General features: G+C 69.5%; 15 protein-coding genes and 2 pseudogenes. 9 read left to right on the plus strand and 8 right to left on the minus strand.

Going from position 1 to position 17247, the window contains the following annotated elements:
* Positions 1–218: 218 nt before the first annotated feature.
* The 3 genes from IEZ19_RS25285 to IEZ19_RS25295 form a co-directional block, all read right to left on the minus strand.
* Positions 219–1661, minus strand: coding sequence for an aldehyde dehydrogenase (locus IEZ19_RS25285; RefSeq protein WP_189313578.1), 1443 nt, complete (start codon positions 1659–1661; stop codon positions 219–221).
* 311 nt (positions 1662–1972) lie between these two features.
* Entirely contained in the window at positions 1973–2446 is a 474-nt protein-coding gene (locus IEZ19_RS25290) for a cupin domain-containing protein (RefSeq protein WP_189313579.1), read from the minus strand.
* 308 nt (positions 2447–2754) lie between these two features.
* Entirely contained in the window at positions 2755–3168 is a 414-nt protein-coding gene (locus tag IEZ19_RS25295) for an organic hydroperoxide resistance protein (protein WP_189313580.1), read from the minus strand.
* Positions 3169–3656: 488 nt separating this feature from the next.
* On the opposite strand from IEZ19_RS25295, the pseudogene IEZ19_RS25300 reads away from it, so the two are divergent.
* Positions 3657–4064 (plus strand): annotated as a pseudogene (locus IEZ19_RS25300) (MmyB family transcriptional regulator); the annotation flags it as partial.
* Positions 4065–4323: 259 nt separating this feature from the next.
* On the opposite strand, the gene IEZ19_RS25305 reads toward IEZ19_RS25300, so the two are convergent.
* Positions 4324–4926, minus strand: a complete 603-nt coding sequence (locus IEZ19_RS25305; RefSeq protein ID WP_189313581.1) for a TetR/AcrR family transcriptional regulator — start codon at positions 4924–4926, stop codon at positions 4324–4326.
* 111 nt (positions 4927–5037) lie between these two features.
* Between IEZ19_RS25305 and IEZ19_RS25310 the strand changes: the two genes are divergently transcribed.
* Positions 5038–5769: an SDR family NAD(P)-dependent oxidoreductase gene (locus IEZ19_RS25310; RefSeq protein ID WP_189313582.1), complete on the plus strand. Its 732-nt coding sequence runs from the start codon at positions 5038–5040 to the stop codon at positions 5767–5769.
* Between the two features lie 100 nt (positions 5770–5869).
* Complete coding sequence (locus IEZ19_RS25315; RefSeq protein ID WP_189313583.1) at positions 5870–6664, plus strand: alpha/beta fold hydrolase; 795 nt, start codon at positions 5870–5872, stop codon at positions 6662–6664.
* Positions 6665–6871: 207 nt separating this feature from the next.
* On the opposite strand, the pseudogene IEZ19_RS25320 reads toward IEZ19_RS25315, so the two are convergent.
* The 3 genes and pseudogenes from IEZ19_RS25320 to IEZ19_RS25330 form a co-directional block, all read right to left on the minus strand.
* Positions 6872–8407, minus strand: a pseudogene (locus IEZ19_RS25320) (MDR family MFS transporter); the annotation flags it as partial.
* A gap of 103 nt (positions 8408–8510) precedes the next feature.
* Positions 8511–9005, minus strand: coding sequence for a MarR family transcriptional regulator (locus tag IEZ19_RS25325; protein ID WP_189313585.1), 495 nt, complete (start codon positions 9003–9005; stop codon positions 8511–8513).
* A 316-nt stretch (positions 9006–9321) separates the two neighbouring features.
* Complete coding sequence (locus tag IEZ19_RS25330) at positions 9322–9963, minus strand: TetR/AcrR family transcriptional regulator (protein ID WP_189313586.1); 642 nt, start codon at positions 9961–9963, stop codon at positions 9322–9324.
* 363 nt (positions 9964–10326) lie between these two features.
* On the opposite strand from IEZ19_RS25330, the gene IEZ19_RS25335 reads away from it, so the two are divergent.
* From IEZ19_RS25335 to IEZ19_RS25355, 5 genes are all read left to right on the plus strand, one after another.
* Positions 10327–11052 (plus strand): alpha/beta fold hydrolase, encoded by a 726-nt coding sequence (locus IEZ19_RS25335; protein WP_229840734.1) that lies wholly within the window; start codon positions 10327–10329, stop codon positions 11050–11052.
* A gap of 169 nt (positions 11053–11221) precedes the next feature.
* A complete protein-coding gene (locus IEZ19_RS25340; protein WP_189313588.1) occupies positions 11222–12598 on the plus strand; it encodes an FAD-binding oxidoreductase in 1377 nt (458 codons plus the stop codon).
* Between the two features lie 97 nt (positions 12599–12695).
* Positions 12696–13334: a chorismate mutase gene (locus IEZ19_RS25345; RefSeq protein ID WP_229840746.1), complete on the plus strand. Its 639-nt coding sequence runs from the start codon at positions 12696–12698 to the stop codon at positions 13332–13334.
* Between the two features lie 129 nt (positions 13335–13463).
* The gene (locus tag IEZ19_RS25350; protein WP_189313589.1) at positions 13464–14177 is read left to right on the plus strand and encodes a molybdopterin-dependent oxidoreductase; all 714 of its coding nucleotides are present in this window, start codon (positions 13464–13466) and stop codon (positions 14175–14177) included.
* The gene (locus IEZ19_RS25355; protein WP_189313590.1) at positions 14161–14820 is read left to right on the plus strand and encodes a cytochrome b/b6 domain-containing protein; all 660 of its coding nucleotides are present in this window, start codon (positions 14161–14163) and stop codon (positions 14818–14820) included. Before IEZ19_RS25350 ends, IEZ19_RS25355 begins: the two co-directional genes overlap by 17 nt.
* Positions 14821–14947: 127 nt before the next feature.
* On the opposite strand, the gene IEZ19_RS25360 is transcribed toward IEZ19_RS25355, so the two are convergent.
* Positions 14948–15532 carry a TetR/AcrR family transcriptional regulator gene (locus IEZ19_RS25360; protein WP_189313591.1) on the minus strand — a complete coding sequence of 195 codons (585 nt, stop codon included), beginning with the start codon at positions 15530–15532 and terminating at the stop codon, positions 14948–14950.
* A 451-nt stretch (positions 15533–15983) separates the two neighbouring features.
* Between IEZ19_RS25360 and IEZ19_RS25365 the strand changes: the two genes are divergently transcribed.
* The gene (locus IEZ19_RS25365; RefSeq protein WP_189313592.1) at positions 15984–16790 is read left to right on the plus strand and encodes an SDR family NAD(P)-dependent oxidoreductase; all 807 of its coding nucleotides are present in this window, start codon (positions 15984–15986) and stop codon (positions 16788–16790) included.
* Positions 16791–17247: the final 457 nt, after the last annotated feature.

A 17247-nucleotide genomic window follows, 5' to 3' on the forward strand; every position in this document is an offset into this window, starting at 1 on the left:
CTTCGGCGAAGTACCGGGTCGCACGGGGGCCGTGCATGAGGCGCCCCCGAATCAGGTCGTCCGCCTGGCGTGGGGAGCACGGCCCGGCGGCCGAAGGGATGCTCCGGGCCGTATCGACCCGGTCGAGGACCCTCGGCCGCCGCACGACAGCTTGTGGCGACCGAGGGTCTCCTGGGCTGGGCCTGCCGCCTACGGCGTGGTGGGGCGCCGCGTGGTGGTCACCGGTAGATGGACTTGATCTGCTGGTAGTTGCGCAGGGCTTCCGGGCCGAACTCCCGGCCGAGTCCGCTGGCTTTGACTCCGCCGAAGGGTGCCGCCGGGTCGACGGTGTAGTGATTCAGACCGATGGTTCCGGTGTGGATCCTGCGCGCGACGCGCATTCCGCGTTCGTCGTTGTCCGTCCATACGGAGCCGCCGAGGCCGTACTCCGAGTCGTTCGCGATCCGTACGGCGTCGTCCTCGTCGGTGTAGGCGATGACGGAGAGGACGGGCCCGAAGATCTCCTCGCGGGCGATGGTCTGGGAGTTGTCGACGTCGGCGAATACGGTCGGCGTGACGTAGAAGCCCTTCTCGGAAGCGGGCCGGGTGCCGCCCACGACCAGCCGGGCGCCTTCGGCCTTGCCCTTTTCTATGTAGCCCTCGACCCGGTCACGCTGGCGCGCGCCGGCCATCGGGCCGATCTGCGTACCGGGGTCCAGCGGGTCACCGACGGTCAGGCCGCCGACCAGGGAGGAGACCGCGTCGACGACCTCGTCGTAGCGGCTTCGCGGGGCCAGTACGCGGGTGCTGGCGAAGCACGCCTGGCCGTTCGCCAGCAGTGTCGCGTGGAAGAACGGTTCGGCGATCGCCGTGCCGAGGTCGACGTCGTCGAGTATGACGGCAGCCGACTTGCCGCCGAGTTCCAGCGTCACCGGACGCAGCAGGCTGCCGCAGGTCGCGGCGATCTGCCGGCCCGCCGCGGTGGAACCGGTGAAGGCGACCTTGTCGACGTCGGGGTGGGAGACGAGGTACGCGCCGACCTCCCGGCCGGCCGGGACGATGTTGATGACGCCGGGCGGCAGATCGGCTTCCTCGACGGCCTCCGCGAAGAGGACCGCGTCGAGCACGGTCTCGGGGGACGGCTTCAGCACGAAGGTGCACCCCGCGGCCAGACCGGGTGCGTACTTGGTCGCGGAGAGGAGCTGGGGCGCGTTCCAGGGCACGATGGCCGCCACCACACCGAGGGGTTCCCTGCGGACGTGGACGGGAGCACCGAGCATCCCGTCGCGGATGTCCTCGCCCGTGTCGTCGCGGATCAGGTCGGCGTAGTACCTCAACAGCGTGGTCGGGAGGACGCCTTCGACCTGTTCGGACAGCGTGATCGTCATGCCGTTCTGAGCGCTGACGGTCCGCGTGACGGCTTCCTTCCGTCGTTCGAGGGCATCGGCCAGGCGGCGGAGAGCGTCCGCCCGCCGCGCCGGTTGCCAGGCGGCCCAGCCGTGGGGATCGTCGAAGGCGGCGCGGGCCGCGTCGACGGCCGCGTCGATGTCCTTCTCGGTGCCGGCCGGGACGCTGCCGAGGACGTCCTCGGTACTCGAACCGAGGACCGTGATCTTCTCGGCGGACGCGGGTGTCACCCACCGACCCCCGATGAAAAGCGACTCGTGATGCGGATTCACCATGTCTCCTTCTGCGGGTGTGATCTCACGCCGCGCACTCCCTCGCAGCGTTCGGCTGGAGGGCGGCGGTGGGCGCACTGCGGATGTGGGACGAGGCCGGGCAGGCTGGAGAGGAGGGGGCGCTGCCGGAAGACGACCTCGCATCGGTGGAACCGGATGGCGTGCCGGTGCGGAGCCCGCCCAGGCCGGCGCCCGGCGATCCCCGCCGGGGTGGGACGGGACCCGGGCACGAACCGGGCCGTTGATCGGTCAGGCCGTCGACCGGCCGGTCGGCCAGTCGGCCGGTCGGCCGGTCGTTCCGTCCCGTCCGCCGGTCAGTCGAAGGTGTAGTTGTACTTGCCGGCGACCGCCGCCATCGCGGTCACGTCGGCCTCGGTCAGCGGGGGCCCCACGACTCCGCGTCGGCCCGGAGTTCCGATCTCCTGGAACATTCCGTCCATGCCGCCCGGCGCGTAGAGGAAGTACATACGGGCGGGCTTCGTCGCACTGCTGTTCCTGAAGGAATGACGGACCCCCTTCGGGACGTACACCACACCTCCCGGCTCCACCTCGTACTTGTCGTCACCGGCCTCGATCGTGAGGTGACCGTCCATCAGGATGAACGTCTCCGATTCGCCGTGGTGGGTGTGCGGAGGCGGGCCCGCGTCGGCGGGAACCACCGCCTCTATGAGGGAGAGCTCTCCGTTCGTCTCCTTCGACGAGAGGAGCGTCGTGTAGGTGTCCCCGACGAGGAAGACGGGCTCTCCGCTGTCCGCGGGGACATGGCGGGGAGAGAGGGGAAGTGACATGACATCTCCTTGTGTGTCACGTGGGTGTCCGGGACTACGCGGATCTGAGATACGTGGATCTGGGACTACGCGGATTCGCCTCGGGCGTGAGGGTGCTCGCACACGCCGTGTACAGACGCGTCGTGCTCGGCCGTGATGCGCTGGTCCGTGCGGCCCTCGGTCGTGACCCGTTCGAGGAGCGGTGTTTCTGGTACCTCGAACAAGTCACGGGTGTGATGCAGGGATTGCGGGACAGCCCTAAGGTCATGGACCGGATCGCACGCCGGCTCGGGCGCGTCGAGCCTCGGGCCGAGGCCGGCTGTGTCACGTCACTCGACGATGAGCTGGACGGGGACGTTGCCGCGGATGGCGTTGGAGTACGGGCAGACCTGGTGGGCCTGGTCGACGAGGTCTTCGGCGGTTTCGCGGTCGATGGTGCTGGGCGGTGTGATGCGCAGGACGACGGCGAGTCCGAAGCCTTCGCCCTGCTTGCCGATCGATACTTCCCCGGTGACGGTGGTGTGGGAGAGGTCGACGCGGGCCTGTCGGCCCATGATGCCGAGTGCGCTGGCGAAGCATGCGGCGTAGCCGGCGGCGAAGAGCTGCTCGGGGTTGTTGCCGTTGCCGCTGCCGCCCAGTTCCTTCGGGGTCGCGAGCTGCAGGTCCAGGGATCCGTCCGAGAGAACGGCGCGGCCGTCACGGCCATGGGTCGCGGTCGCGACCGCGGTGTAGAGCGCGTCCATGACTGGTACGTCCTTCTGCGATGGGGTGTCGACGGCAGGCACCGTAGTTGTGACGTGTGGTGATGAAGGGCGGTGCCTGCCGTCAGGGCGTGTGTCGAGGCCGCCTGCCCCCGGCATCAACATGCGAGGTCGTTGCCGAGCGGTCCTGAGTGGCGTGCCCGGACGAGCCACGGGCCTGGCGGCAGGGGAGTGCCGGGGCAGGCCCGTGGAGCTAGGGCTCTACAGAACGTTCGTTCTTGTCGAGTAGCATGCACGACGCGAACCTCGACGTCAACACCGAACGTCCACCACCTGCCGCATCGCGCTCGCGAAGGGCAGCATGGAGAAGCTCCGCACACGACTGAAGTCGCGCACTCACCGAACTGCCCGCCCAGGTCGTCTCCGACCTGGGCGAGATCCTCGTGCAGAACAGGATGGCGGTGGCCTTGCTCGGCGAGCAGACCGCGCACACCGGACTCGCCCGCAGCTTCACCTGACGTTGGTTCACCCAGCCCGCCACGCGGGCGCTCTACCCCCGCGAAGACCACGAACACCAGAGCCAGTTCCAGGTCGCGGACCTGAACGCCGCGGTCGCACTGCGACCCCGGGACCCGCGGGCCGCGAAGCTTGTCGGCGCCCTGCGCGCCGCCGGCGCGGAGTTCGACGCATTGTGGGAGCGCCATGACGTCGCCGTACGCCGCAGCGACCGCAAGAGCAGCGTCCACCCCACCGTCGGCGTCGTCCGCATCGACTGCGAAGTACTTGCCACAGCCCAGCAGGACCAGCGGCTGCTCGTCTTCACGCCCCGGCCGGGCAACGATGCCGCGGGACAGCTCCAGCTGCTGCGCGTCATCGGACAGCAGAATCTCACTGCCCCAGATCCTCTGCCGGATTCCCTGCCGGACCGCCTGACCTGATCCCAGCAGAGGCGGCCTTGGGGGGCTGACGTGACGTCTTGCCGAAGAGCCCCCTGCGTTACCGATCATGCAGGTTCGCGATCACGGCCGGGCGCCGGACGCCGAACAGCCCCGGGTGGCACGGCCGAAGGCGGCAACTCTCTCTGCCCCCGTCCCCGTGCAGATACTGCTCGCTGCCGGAGGGGCGGGGGCGGCGGCCGCTTCGCCGGGCGCGCGGGCGTACACCTCGGGCAGCCACGTGGTCTGCGGGTCAATACACCTAGAGCCGCTCCGGGGCCGGCCCCGGCAACGGACTGGCGCCCTCGGGGCGCAGCCCGTCGATGATGATCGTTAGATAGCGCCGCCACAGGTCCGGTGTCGGGTCCGACATTGCCGCGATGGTGTGGACGGTGGCACAGGTCAGCAGCAGGACGTCTGCCCCGGTGACATCGGCTCGCACGACGCCGTCTCGACGCGCCCGATCGACCAGCACCCCGGCGCTCGCGAGCAAATGGTCGCGGATTCCGGCGACCACGGGGTTGCACTCGCTGGCCGCCCGTAGGAACGCGAGGCCCTGCTGCTGCAGGATCTCCGCGGTTGCGGACAGGAATTCCCGTAGTGCCACACCGGAGTCGGGCGACTCCGAAAGGCGTCGGGCAACGGCCACGAGCCGGGCGAGGCGATCACCGGCTACGGCCGCGACCAGAGCGTCCTTCGTGGCGAAGTGGCGGAAGACCGTGCCCTTTGCCACGCCCGCCCGGCGGGCTATGTCGGCGACCGAGGCGTCGATGCCCCGCTCCGCGAACTCGGCCTCGGCCGCTTCCAACAGCGAAGCGCGGTTGCGGACGGCATCGGCACGGGCCGGACGGGCTGCTGAAGACATATCGACATCCTAGCAAGTTGACCAGTCGGTCATGTTCGACTTAGGGTCCGATCATGACCGCACGGTCACCTTTTTGTCTGATCGTCACGCAACAGATCAAGGGGCTCTTCCATGCGAATCCACGGAGCGACCGCTCTCGTCACCGGTGCCAGCCGAGGGTTCGGTCGCCACCTGACCGAAGAACTGATACGGCGCGGCGCCAAGGTCTACGCGACCGCTCGCCGCCCGGAACTCGTCGACATCCCAGGCGCTGAGGTGCTGTCGCTCGACATCACCGACAGGGACTCCATCGACGCCGCCAGCCGGACTGCCGACGATGTCGACCTCCTGGTCAACAATGCGGCCTCCACTGACGTGGCAAGCCTGATGACCGGTGACCGCGCCGCGATCAGGCATATGATCGACACCCACTTTTTCGGCACACTCGACATGATCCGGGCATTCGCTCCCGTCCTGGCCAAGAACGGCGGCGGCGCCATCCTCAATGTCCTGTCGCTCACTGCCTGGACCACTGTTGAGGCGAATACGGCTCTTTCCGCCGCCAAGTCCGCGCAGTGGGGCTTGACCAACGGTGTGCGGCTGGAGTTGGCGGGCCAGGGGACCCTCGTCACCGCGCTTGTCGCCGGGCTCATCGGCACCGCGACGCTGCGCGACGCCATGAAGGACACCGGATTGAAGTTCTCCGCTGAGGTGATGAACGACCCGGCCACTCTCGCCCGTCTCGCGCTGGACGGCGTCGAAGCAGGAGAGATCGAGATTCTCGACGGTCTCAGCGTCGAGGCCAAGGCTGCCCTCGCCGGCCCTCCTCGCGCCTTCGACCTGGCTGCCGTGGCAACCCGGTGAGAGTCAAGTCTCAGCGTCGGCCAGAGGCGGCAGCAGCGTCTCGTGGCGATGAAAGTGGCTATATCGCGCGACGTCCGCGCATCGACAGAAAGGATGGGGGATGCCCGAGCTGCAGATCGACGAGCACATGATCCACTACGTGGAGCACGGCGAGGCGGGATCGCCGCCGCTCGTGCTGGTGCACGGACTGTACGGCGAGTCCGCGGGGCTGGCGCCGCTCGCGCAGCGCTTCGCCCGGCGGTTCCGGGTGATCGCGCCGGACGCCCTCGGGCACGGCCTCTCCTCGCATCCGGCCGAGTTCGGCATCGAGGACCAGGGGCGGGTCCTGGCCGGGCTCATCGCCGCCCTCGGCTACCAAGAGGCAGCGATCCTCGGCATCTCGATGGGCTCCTACCTCGCCGCGCAGGCGGCGATCCTGGAGCCGGCGCGGGTCTCCGGGCTCGTGCTCGTCGTCTCGAAGGCGCACGGCCGGACCTCTTCCATAGCCGCCTATGCGGCCCGGAAGGGCTTCGACCTCACGACGGCCACGCCGGAGGAGACGACTGCCTTCCTGGCCGGGACGCTGTGGTCCCCGCACACTTCACAGGCGCGGCGCGACGAGATTCTGGCCGCCCAGCTCGCGGCGCAACGGGTCGTCCTCACCCCCGAGGAACGGACCACGATTGACCGCTCGCTGCGCGGCTTCGACCTCCGACCCGGTCTCGCGACGATCACCGCGCCGACCCTCGTCGTCTCCGGCCGTGCCGACGGCCTGAACCCGCCGGAGGTCGGCCAGGAAGTCGCCCGTGGTATCCCCGGCGCCCGTTTCGAGGTCTACGAGCACTCCGGCCACCAGCTGGCCTCCGAAGAGACCGACCGGCTCGTCGAGGACGTCGAGGCGTTCCTCCAAGGCTGAGGGCAGTCGGCGCGCCTCCCAGAAGCGGGGGCGGCACGGGAGCCGAAGGGCTGGGTGGACAGCGGTCTCGTCGGAGAAGTGCCCGCAGGCGCTGACCGACCAGGAACGGTGTTCACCCCTGCGTTGGAGTAGAGGTTCACGTACGACGAAGGCCCTCGTGGCAGGTGTCCCCTGGGACATCTGCCACGAGGGCCTGAGGTGTGGTCAGGACGCGGGTTCCGTCTCCGCCGCCTTGGCGAGGCCGCTGGAGGCGCTCAGGGGGACCTCCTTGATGAACAGGGTGATCAGGAAGGCGATCAGGGCGATGGGGGCGACGTACAGGAAGATGTCGCCGATGCCGTGGCCGTAGGCGCCTTCCAGCCAGGTGCGGACGGGAGTGGGCAGGATCGTGAGGTCGGGCAGTTGGCCGCTTCCGGATGCCTTCGCGGCGGTGGCCTGGTCCTGCGGGCTGAGCTGGGTGATGGTCGCGAGGGCGTGGCGGCCGATGCGGGTGGTGAGGATCGAGCCGAGCACCGAGACGCCCACGGCGCCGCCGAGCGAGCGGAAGAAGGTCACCGTGGAGGACGCGGCGCCGAGGTCGTTCGAAGACACCTGGTTCTGCGTGCACAGGACGAGGTTCTGCAGGGTCATGCCGACGCCGAGTCCGACCAGGGCCATGTAGGTCGCTATGTACACGTAGGGGGTGTCGTGGCGGAGTGTGCCGAGCAGGGCCAGGCCCGCTGTCAGCAGGGCGCCGCCGGTCAGGAGCCATGCCTTCCACTTGCCGGTGCGGGTGATGAGTCGGCCGGAGACGGTGGAGGAGATGAACAGGCCGGTGATGAGCGGGATCGTCATGACGCCCGACATGGTCGGGGACTCACCGCGTGCGAGCTGGAAGTACTGGCTGAAGAAGACGGTGCCCGCGAACAGGGCGATGCCGACGAACAGGGAGGCGGCGGAGGCGAGGGCGATGGTGGGGTTGCGGAACAGCCGCAGCGGGATGACCGGCTCGTCGGCCTTCGTCTCGACGAACAGGAAGACCAGCGTCAGCAGGAGTGCCGTGCCGACCAGTGTGCCGGTCTGCCAGGACAGCCAGTTGTACTTGTCGTCGGCGAAGGTGACCCAGATCAGCAGGGTGCACACGGCGGCGGTGATGAAGAAGGCGCCGGCCCAGTCGACCTTGACCTGACGTTTGGTCACGGGCAGGTTCAGGGTGCGCTGGAGCACGATCAGGGCGATGACGGCGAAGGGGACGCCGACGAACAGGCACCAGCGCCAGCCGAGCCAGGAGGTGTCGGTGATGACGCCGCCGAGCAGTGGGCCGCCGACGGTGGCGACGGCGAAGGTGGCGCCCAGGTAGCCGGAGTAACGGCCGCGCTCGCGCGGGGAGATCATCGCGGCCAGCACGATCTGCCCGAGGGCGGACAGGCCGCCGCCGCCGATGCCCTGGATGACCCGGGCGGTGATCAGCGTGGCGGGGTTCTGCGCGAAGCCGGCCACCAGGGAGCCGACGACGAAGATCACCAGTGCCGACTGGACCAGGATCTTCTTGCTGAACTGGTCGGCGAGCTTGCCCCACAGGGGGGTGGAGGCGGTGACCGTGAGGAGGGAGGAGGTGACGACCCAGGTGTAGGCGGACTGGCCGCCGCCGAGGTCGCTGATGATCCGCGGGAGCGCGTTGGTGACGACGGTCGAGGACAGGATGGCGCAGAACAGGCCGAGCAGCAGTCCCGACAGGGCGCGCATGATCTGCGCATGGGTCATCGGCTCGTGGGCGGCCCCTTCCTCGTGCGGGGCGTGCGTGTGCACACCTGTGTTGGGGGTGGTTGTCATGGGGTGTGGTTCCTTGTCTGGTGTCAGTGGGGTGTTACGCGGCAGGGGTACGGGGGCGGTGGGCGTCCTCGGTCGGGTCTGCGAACGCGTGCTGTCCGGTTTGGCGGGCGTCGAAGTCGGTGCGTAGCCGGGCCAGCAGCCGGGTCAGTCGGCGGATGTCCTCGTCGCTCCAGTCGGCCAGCCGTGTGGCCAGTTCCCAAGAGCGGCGGTCGGACAGTTCGGCGAGCCGGGCGTGGCCTTCGGGGGTCAGGTGCAGGACGCCGGAGCGCCGGTCGGCGGGGTCGGGGTTGCGGTCGACCCAGCCCAGCATGGTGAGTTGGGTGACGTGACGGCTGGTGACCGACGGGTCGACACGGAGCAGTTCGGTGAGCCTGCCGATGCGCATGGCACCGTGACGGCCGAGAAGGGCCAGCACCGTGGCGGAGTTGTCGGAGCCACCGGCCGGCACGATCCGGCCCAGCTCCCGGCGTACGGAACCGACGGCGCTCAACTGACGCATCAGCTCCTCGTACAGGGCGTTCTCGGCCACGTGTGTATCTCCAATGTCATTGCTTGAGGCAACTATGTGTCCACGGACGCGGCGCGGGATGGGACACGCTGGGAGTGCCGCGTCGAGAGGTTTTCTGTTCTTGGCGGACAGGGCCGTGCGGATCGCGTCGGGCGTGACCGTCCGACGCGATCGCGACGGCTGGCGAGGCGGACCGTTCCTGGTGGGAGGTCATGGCCTCCCACGGTGTGGGGCCGTCGTGCGGGATGGATCCTTCGAAGAGGCTCTCCACGTCTCCGGCGACCTGTCGGCGTCCGAGGTGTGGTCCGGTCCGTCGGGGTGGCGGAGGCGGGAGGGGTCAGGGTGCCTGGTCCGCGGTGCTGGCGAGGGAGGGTGTGGGGTCGGACTCGGTCGCCGAGCCGGTGCGGGCCAGGAGGATTCCGTCGACGCCCTTCCGGAAGGTCGCGGAGACCAGTGCGGGGTCGAAGAGGCACCCGGCCGCCATGGCGCCGTCCCGGAGCATGACGAGGTGGCGGGCGGCCGGGCCGGCGGGGGCGTCGCTGATCGGCGCCAGCATGTCCGTGACGGTGTCCAGGAACCATTGCCGGTGACCCAGGACGACCTGGTGGATCGGATGGCTGAGGTCGGGGTATTCGGCTGCCGCGTTGAGGAAGGCGCAGCCGCGGAAGCCCGGCTGAAGGATGCCTTGGGTGATGGATTCGGCGACGGCCTGTACCTTGCCGACGTCTGACGGGCTGCTCGCCCGGGCGGCGGAGATCTGGGCGCGGATTCCCCGGTCTGCCTGATCGAGGTAGGCGAGGACGAGTTCTTCCTTGCCCGCGAAGTGCCGGTACAGCGTGGCCCGGGTCACCTTCGCTTCAACGGTGATCCGGTCGATGCCGACGGAGTGGATTCCCTCCGCGTAGAAAATCCTGGTCGCCGTACTGAGTAGCCGTGCTCGCGCCTCGGAGGCGCTACCGCTTTCTGGGGTCGGGTGCATGATGGCAGGCTAGCAAACAATGAGATAGAACGTTCGGTCTTGACAAGGGTTTACTGAAGGCGCTTGTATTGGCGCTACCGAACGTTCTCCTTCGGTGTGGGCCTGGGTGGCACCGGGCCTGTCGCAGTACGGGTGCGGTGGTTCGCCGCTGCCTGGCCGGCGGGTTCGTCTGCCGGCTGTTGTCCGTGTCTGCGCCGGGTCGGGCTTCTGCGTCCGGGTCTGCCATTTGTGTTCGGGTCCGCGGGTTGTGGGTCCGTTGTCGTTCTGAGAGGTCTGATCATGCGTTTTCGTATTTCGCGTCGTGTCGCGCTTGCTGCTGGTGCTTTGACGCTGTTGGGTGTCACGACTGCTCCGGGTGTGGCGATGGCGACCGACAAGGGGCATTCCCCCGCGGCCGCTTCCGCGAAGCCGACCGTCGTCCTGGTGCATGGGGCGTGGGCGGATTCGTCGAGTTGGTCGCAGGTGCTGGAGCGACTGCGCAAGGACGGTTATCCGGTGCGGGCGATCGCGAATCCGCTGCAGGGGCTGACCAGTGACTCGGCCTACGTCTCCAGCTACCTGTCGACGATCAAGGGCCCTGTGGTGCTGGTCGGCCACTCCTACGGCGGCGCGGTGATCACCAACTCGGCCGCCTCGGACCCGGATGTCAAGGCTCTGGTCTACATCGCGGGTTTCATCCCTGAGAAGGGTGAGACGGTGGGGGATCTGGCGGCCCAGTCCTCGCCGGCGATTCCGCTGGTGCAGACGGAGGTTCCGGGCGGTACGGATGTGTCCATCGATCCGGACCACTTCCGGGACGCGTTCGCGGGTGACGTCGACAAGACGACGGCTGCCGATCTGGCGGCGGTGCAGCGGCCCGCCAACACCAAGGCGGTCACGGATGCCAGCGTTCAGGAGGCGTTCCGCACGATTCCGTCCTGGAGCCTGATCACCCGCCAGGACCACGCCATCGCTCCCGCGCTGCAGCACTCGATGTCGAAGCGGGCCGGCGCGCACACCGAAGAGGTCAACGCCTCCCACGCCGTGATGATCAGCCACCCCAGCGCGGTCACCCACATCATCGAAGACGCCGCCCGCAACACCAAGTGACACACCCGCGCACGAACGTTTCACCGGCCGGGGCCGCTGCGCCCAGGGCCGGCCGGGCCGCAGCACGGCCTCGGTCCGACCTCCCGGCGGCCCCGGTCTGCCACGGCTCACGAAGCGACGCCACCCCCCACGTTTTCGCCAAGCTCACCAAGACAGAGGTGCCACGAACGTGACCACACACCCACAGCTCGGCCGTCTGACCGACGCCCTGCGGCGGACCATCCCGGTAGGCCCGGTGGTGTCCACCGGGGAGCAGTACGACACGGGCCGGCACATCTGGAACGGCGCCGTGTCCGCCCGGCCCGGCGTCATCGTCCGGTGCGCCGATCCGGCCGAGGTGGCGACCGCCGTACTGGCCGCGCGCGAGTTCGACGTGCCGCTCACCGTGCGGGGTGGTGGTCATGACTGGGCCGGGAGGGCCCTGAGCGACGGCGGCCTGACCATCGACCTCTCCGGTCTGCGCCGGGTGTCGGTGGACTCGGGGGCGAGGGTCGCCGAGGTGGCGGGAGGGGCCACGGCCGCCGATCTCGCCGCCGCGGCCCAGCCCTTCGGACTGACGGCGGTGACCGGCACCGCCGGTTCCGTCGGCATGGCGGGCCTGACCCTCGGCGGTGGCTACGGGCCGCTCAGCGGCCGCTTCGGCCTCGCCCTGGACAACCTGCTGTCCGCCGAGGTCGTGCTCGCCGACGGCTCGATCGTCACGGCCGACGCCGAACGGGAGCCGGAGCTGTTCTGGGCCCTGCGCGGCGGCGGCGGCAACTTCGGTGTCGTCACCTCGATGCGCGTACGTCTGCACTCCGTGCCGACGCTGCTGTCCGGCATGGTGCTGTTCCCTTGTAAGCAGGCCGGGTCGGTACTGGCCGGGCTGTCGGACGTCCTGGCCGGGAGCCCGGACGAGCTGACCGTGCAGTCCGGTGTCCTGCCCAGCCCCGACGGCAAGCCCGTGGTGTTCCTCTCACCCACCTGGAGCGGAGACGACGTCACGGCGGGAGAACGCGCACTGGCGCGGCTCGACACCCTCGGCACACCCCTCGTCTCCCAGGTCGCCCCCGCCACCATGCCCGCGATGCTCGCGTCCATCGACGCGCAGTTCCCCTTCGGCCGGCACGTCGAGATCCGCACGCGTTCCGTTCCGTCCCTGACCTCGGGAGTACGGGACGTACTGAGCCTCGCGGGTTCCACCCTGACCTCGCCCTACTCGGCGGTGTCCGTGCACAGCCTGCACGGAGCCGCGACACGAATACCCGTGACGGACACGGCGTTCGGCAACCGCGACCCGCACCTCATGATCGAGATCATCGCCCAGTGGGAGCCCACCGACCCCTTGGCGCAGGAGCACCGCGCCTGGGCCGGCGACCTGGCCGACGCCCTCGAACCCGAGGCGCTGCCGGGCGGCTACCCCAACCTCCTCGGCCCGGACGCGGCCGCCCAGATCGCCCACGCCTACGGCCCCAACACCGAGCGGCTGCTCACGGCCAAGCACCGGTACGACCCGTACGACGCCTTCAAGGCCACCCCCCTGCCGGACCCTTCCCAAACCCAGTGACGGCCCGTCGAAGCAGTCGGCCCACTCTCCGCGCACGCGGGCGACTTCGTCCCAGCGCCGCCCACTTCCCGAGTCCATCGAATACCGAGGCAGACCGTTGAACCTGCGCAACCACATGACCCGCTACGCCGCGATCACCGGCTTTCTGGGAGCCGCCACCGTGCTGACCGTTCCTCAGGCCATGGCCGTGGACGCCCCCGCGAACACCGCATCCGTCAGCGGCTCGGTGGGTACGGCCAAGCCGCTCGGTGCGCTCGGCCCGCTGACGGACCTCGTCATCCAGCGCATCCTCGTGAGCGATGGCGTGGCGGCGTCCAAGTTCGGCACCGACTCGCCCATCGAGGACCCGGTGCGCGAGGCACAGGTACTGGAGCAGGTCCGGACCCAGGCCGAGGCTACCGGGGTGAACCCCGACGATGCGGCGGCGTTCTTCCAGGACCAGATCACCGCGAGCAAGGTCGTGCAGAAGGGGTTGTTCGCCCGCTGGACCGCTCACCCGGAGGAAGCGCCCACGACGCGCCCCGACCTCGGCCCGATCCGTCAGCAGCTCGATCAACTGACCACGGGCCTGCTCCAGGAACTCAAGGACACGCAGGCATTGCGCGAGAAGCCCGTCGCATGCACGGTGCAGTTGGCCCTGGCCACCGGGTCGGGGGCCGTGCTGGAGCACCTGGACCCGCTCCATCGTCAGGCGCTCGGGACGGCGACACACTCCGTGTGCCGCCCGAGTAAGTGACAGGACGACACCAGGCATGACCAACCTGCCCCGGATCAGCGTCAGTTGGTTCGGGGCATCCGGCAGATCCGGGAATCCGGCAGATCCGGGAATCCGGCAATCAGGAGTTCCAGGAGGAGAGACGGACACATGAACTCTGAGTCACCGCAGGGGCGGGGCGCCCCCGTCGGCCGGCGGGTCTTCCTGGGCACGCTGGGGCTGGGCGCGCTCGGTATCGTCGCCGCCCCCGCTCTGCAGCGTGGCACGGAAGCCGTGCTGAGCGGCGACCCCACCGGGCTGACGGGGCTGCTCCCGAACGGAGGGGGCTTCCGCTACTACTCGGTCACCTCGTCCGTGCCGCACAAGGACGCCAAGAACTACCAGCTCACCGTCGACGGCCTGGTCGACCGCCCGGCCAGCTACACCCTGGCCGATCTGCGGGCGCTGCCCCAGACCCGTATGGTGCGCGACGTGCAGTGCGTTACGGGCTGGCGGGTCCCGGGCACGCCCTTCGAAGGGGTGCGCCTGTCCCACCTGCTGGACGCCGCCGGGGTGCGCTCCACGGCCGGCGCGGTGCACTTCACCTGTTTCGACGGGGCCTACACGGAGAGCCTCACGCTGGAACAGGCGCGCCGCGCGGACGTCCTGGTCGCCCTGCGGATGCAGGACAAGGACATCGGCCACTCCCACGGCGGCCCCGTACGCCTCTACGTGGCGCCCATGTACTTCTACAAGTCCGCCAAGTGGCTCTCCGGCATCACGGTCACACAGGACGTGGAACCGGGCTTCTGGGAGGAGCGCGGCTACGACATCGACGCCTGGGTGGGCCGATCGAACGGACGGGACGATGAACCGACGACCTGACCCTCGGCAGACAGCCGCACGCCCCGAGCTCGCCCCGCGCGTGCGGCGGTTCAGCGCGGCCGAGCGCTGGGCGCACCGCGCCACGGCCGTGCTCATGGGCGTGTGCGTCGTGACCGCGGCCTTCCTCTACCTGCCCGCGCTCGCCGAACTCATCGGCCGCCGAGCCCTCGTGGTCACCGTGCACCAATGGGCCGGCATCGCACTCCCGGTCCCGGTCCTGGCCGCGCTCGGCTCCCGGGCGCTGCGCGCCGACCTGACCCTGCTCAACCGCTTCGGCCCGCACGACCGACGCTGGCTGCGCGCGGCCCTGCACCGGGACAAGCGGCGGTCCTCGCGCCCGGCGCACAAGTTCAACGCCGGACAGAAGATCTACGCCGCCTGGGCCGCCGGCGCCACGCTCGTCATGCTCGGCACCGGGCTGATGATGTGGTTCACCCACCTCACCCCTCTGACCTGGCGCACCGGGGCCACGTTCGTCCACGACTGGCTGGCCCTGACCCTCGGAGTCGTGCTCGCCGGCCACATCGGCATGGCCATGGGCGATCCGGAAGCCCGCCGGGGCATGCGCACCGGCTCGGTCGCCCGGGAATGGGCCGAGCGGGAACACCCGCTCTGGCTGCGGGAGCGCAAGTCGTCACGCTGACGGGCATGTCCGGTGGGGCCTGGAGGTGCAGGATCGCGGGGGCGGGCCGAGAGGTCCGGTCGCGGGAGGCCAGGAGCGCCGGCCGTTCCAGGCGCGGTCGGGGCGGCCGCGCCGGGCGGCGCGGCCGTCAGGCGGCGCGGGCCTGGAGAATGCCTTCGACGCCCTGGAGGAAGGTCTCAGAGACCAGTTCGGGGTCGGAGAGGCAGCCGGAGGCCATGGCGCCGTCCCGCAGCATGACGAGATGCCGGCCCGCGGGCCCGGCGGGAGCGGAGCCGGTCTGGGCCAGCAACTCCGTGACCTTCTCCTGGAACCACTGCCGGTGGGCCAGGACGGCCTGGTGGACCGGGTGCTCCGGGTCGGAATACTCGGCCGCCGCGTTGAGGAAGGCGCATCCGCGGAAGCCCGGGGAGCGGATCCCCGCGGTGATGGCCCGGCACACGGCGCGGACCTTGTCGGCCCCCGACTCCTCGGCCGCCTGGGCCGCCTCGATCTGCGCCCGGAGGTCCCGGTCGGCCTGCTGGAGGTAGGCGAGGACGAGGTCTTCCTTGCCGGCGAAATGGCGGTACATCGTGGCACGGGTGACCTGCGCCTCCGCCACGATCCGGTCGATGCCTACGGAGTGGATCCCCTCGGAGTAGAAAATCCTGGTCGCCGTGTTCAGCAGCCGCGCCCGCGCTTCCGACGTGCTGCCATCTCTGGTCTTCTGGCTCATGCGTCCAGGTTATCGAAGGGCGAGGGAGAACGATCGGCCTCGTCGGAAGGAGGCCAAGGTTATCGCCGGCACCGCTACTCAGGCGGCCGGCGTGCCACGCGACGCGCGGAAAGGCGAGCGAGTCACCGGCCAGCTCACGTCTGGTCGGCTCGGGAACAGTCGGTCGGCGCTACAGGGCCGCGGTAAGGGATGGGGTCGGCACCACCGTGTGGCGGCACCGCGGGGGGTGCTGAATGGATGAGATAGAACGGTCGGTCTTGACGTGGGCCTGTCGCAGCCCTTTAGTGAAGCTACCGAACGTTCTCCCTCGCCGTGCGGGACCGGATGCTGCCGGGCCTGCGACCGAGGCTGGTGTGGTTTGCCGCGCCTGGCCCGCGGGCGAGTGGCAAAAGATCACGGCCGCGCACGTGGCCGTGTCGAAATCCGTTGAAGTCGCAGAGGAGATGCACGTATGGGATCGCATCGGTTCGCAGGTCACGTGGCCCTGGTCACCGGGGGCGGGTCCGGCATGGGGGCGGCGATCGCCCACCGGTTCGCAGAGGAAGGCGCGACGGTCGTCATCGCCGGACGCGACGGGGAAAAGCTGAGCCGGACCATCGAGCAGGCGCCTGAGGGCGGCACGATCGTCCGGCGCATCGTCGACGTCCGTGACGAGGCGGCTGTCGTCGAGCTGGTCGACGGGACGGTCGAGGACTTCGACCGCCTGGACGTCCTCGTGAACTGCGCCGGCGTCAGTGACGTCGGCCTGCTCGTCGACCTGGACACGCGGGACTGGCAGGACATCATCGCCGTCAACGCGAGCGCGGTCTTCTACGCGGCCAAGGCCGCCGTCCCGCACCTGAAGAAGACCAAGGGCAACATCGTCAACATCGGTTCGTCCAACGCGCTGCGCAGCAACTACGGCCAGCCCGCCTACGGCGCCGCCAAGAGCGCCGCGGAAAGCCTGAGCGCCAGCATCGCGATCGAATACGGTGCCGACGGTGTCCGCTCCAACACGGTGCATCCCGGCTTCATCTATCCGACCGGCATGACCGGACCGCTGGCCGGCATCCCCGGTGCTCTCGACGCGTACTCGGCCCACATCCCCATGCGCCGCACCGGCACGCCCGAGGAGATCGCCGCCGTTGTGGCCTTTCTGGCAAGCGCCGAAGCCAGCTACGTCAACGGTGCGACCATCACGGTTGACGGCGGACTGAACCAGGTTCTGCACCTTCCCTCGACGTCTGAGATCGCCCAGGCCAGCCTCGATCTCGCGTGACGGTCTGCGGACGGAGTCGGCTGGTCGGAGGGACCGGAACGACCGTATCCATAAGCAAACTTGAGGCAGCACCGCCCCGATAACTCGTAAGCGTTTCCCGCCGCCGGGGGAAGGACGCCGATCAGGCGGGTGTTTGCAGCCCGCGTCGTGGTCCACCGTTGTCCCGTGACCGGCGCGCCGGTGCGCCTGGTGCGCCTCCGGCCCCGGCGTTCGCACGGCGTGCATCGCGGAGAGAAGTAACGCCGTCGACCGGCTTTTCTCGTCCGCCGGTGCCGCTCGCCCGCGTCCCGGAAACCGGCACATGCCGCACCCGTCTCCCCTGCCCAGCCGCCACCTCAAGAAGATCGACTCGTGGCGGCGTCGTCCGAGGCCCGACAGATGCTCGCCGCGCTCCGCCGTACGCCGTGGAGCCGCACAACAGGTGGGTAGAACGTTTGGTCTTGACAAACGACGGCAC

It is taken from the genome of Streptomyces brasiliensis, from assembly GCF_014647875.1.
Classification (GTDB): Bacteria; Actinomycetota; Actinomycetes; order Streptomycetales; family Streptomycetaceae; genus Streptomyces; species Streptomyces brasiliensis.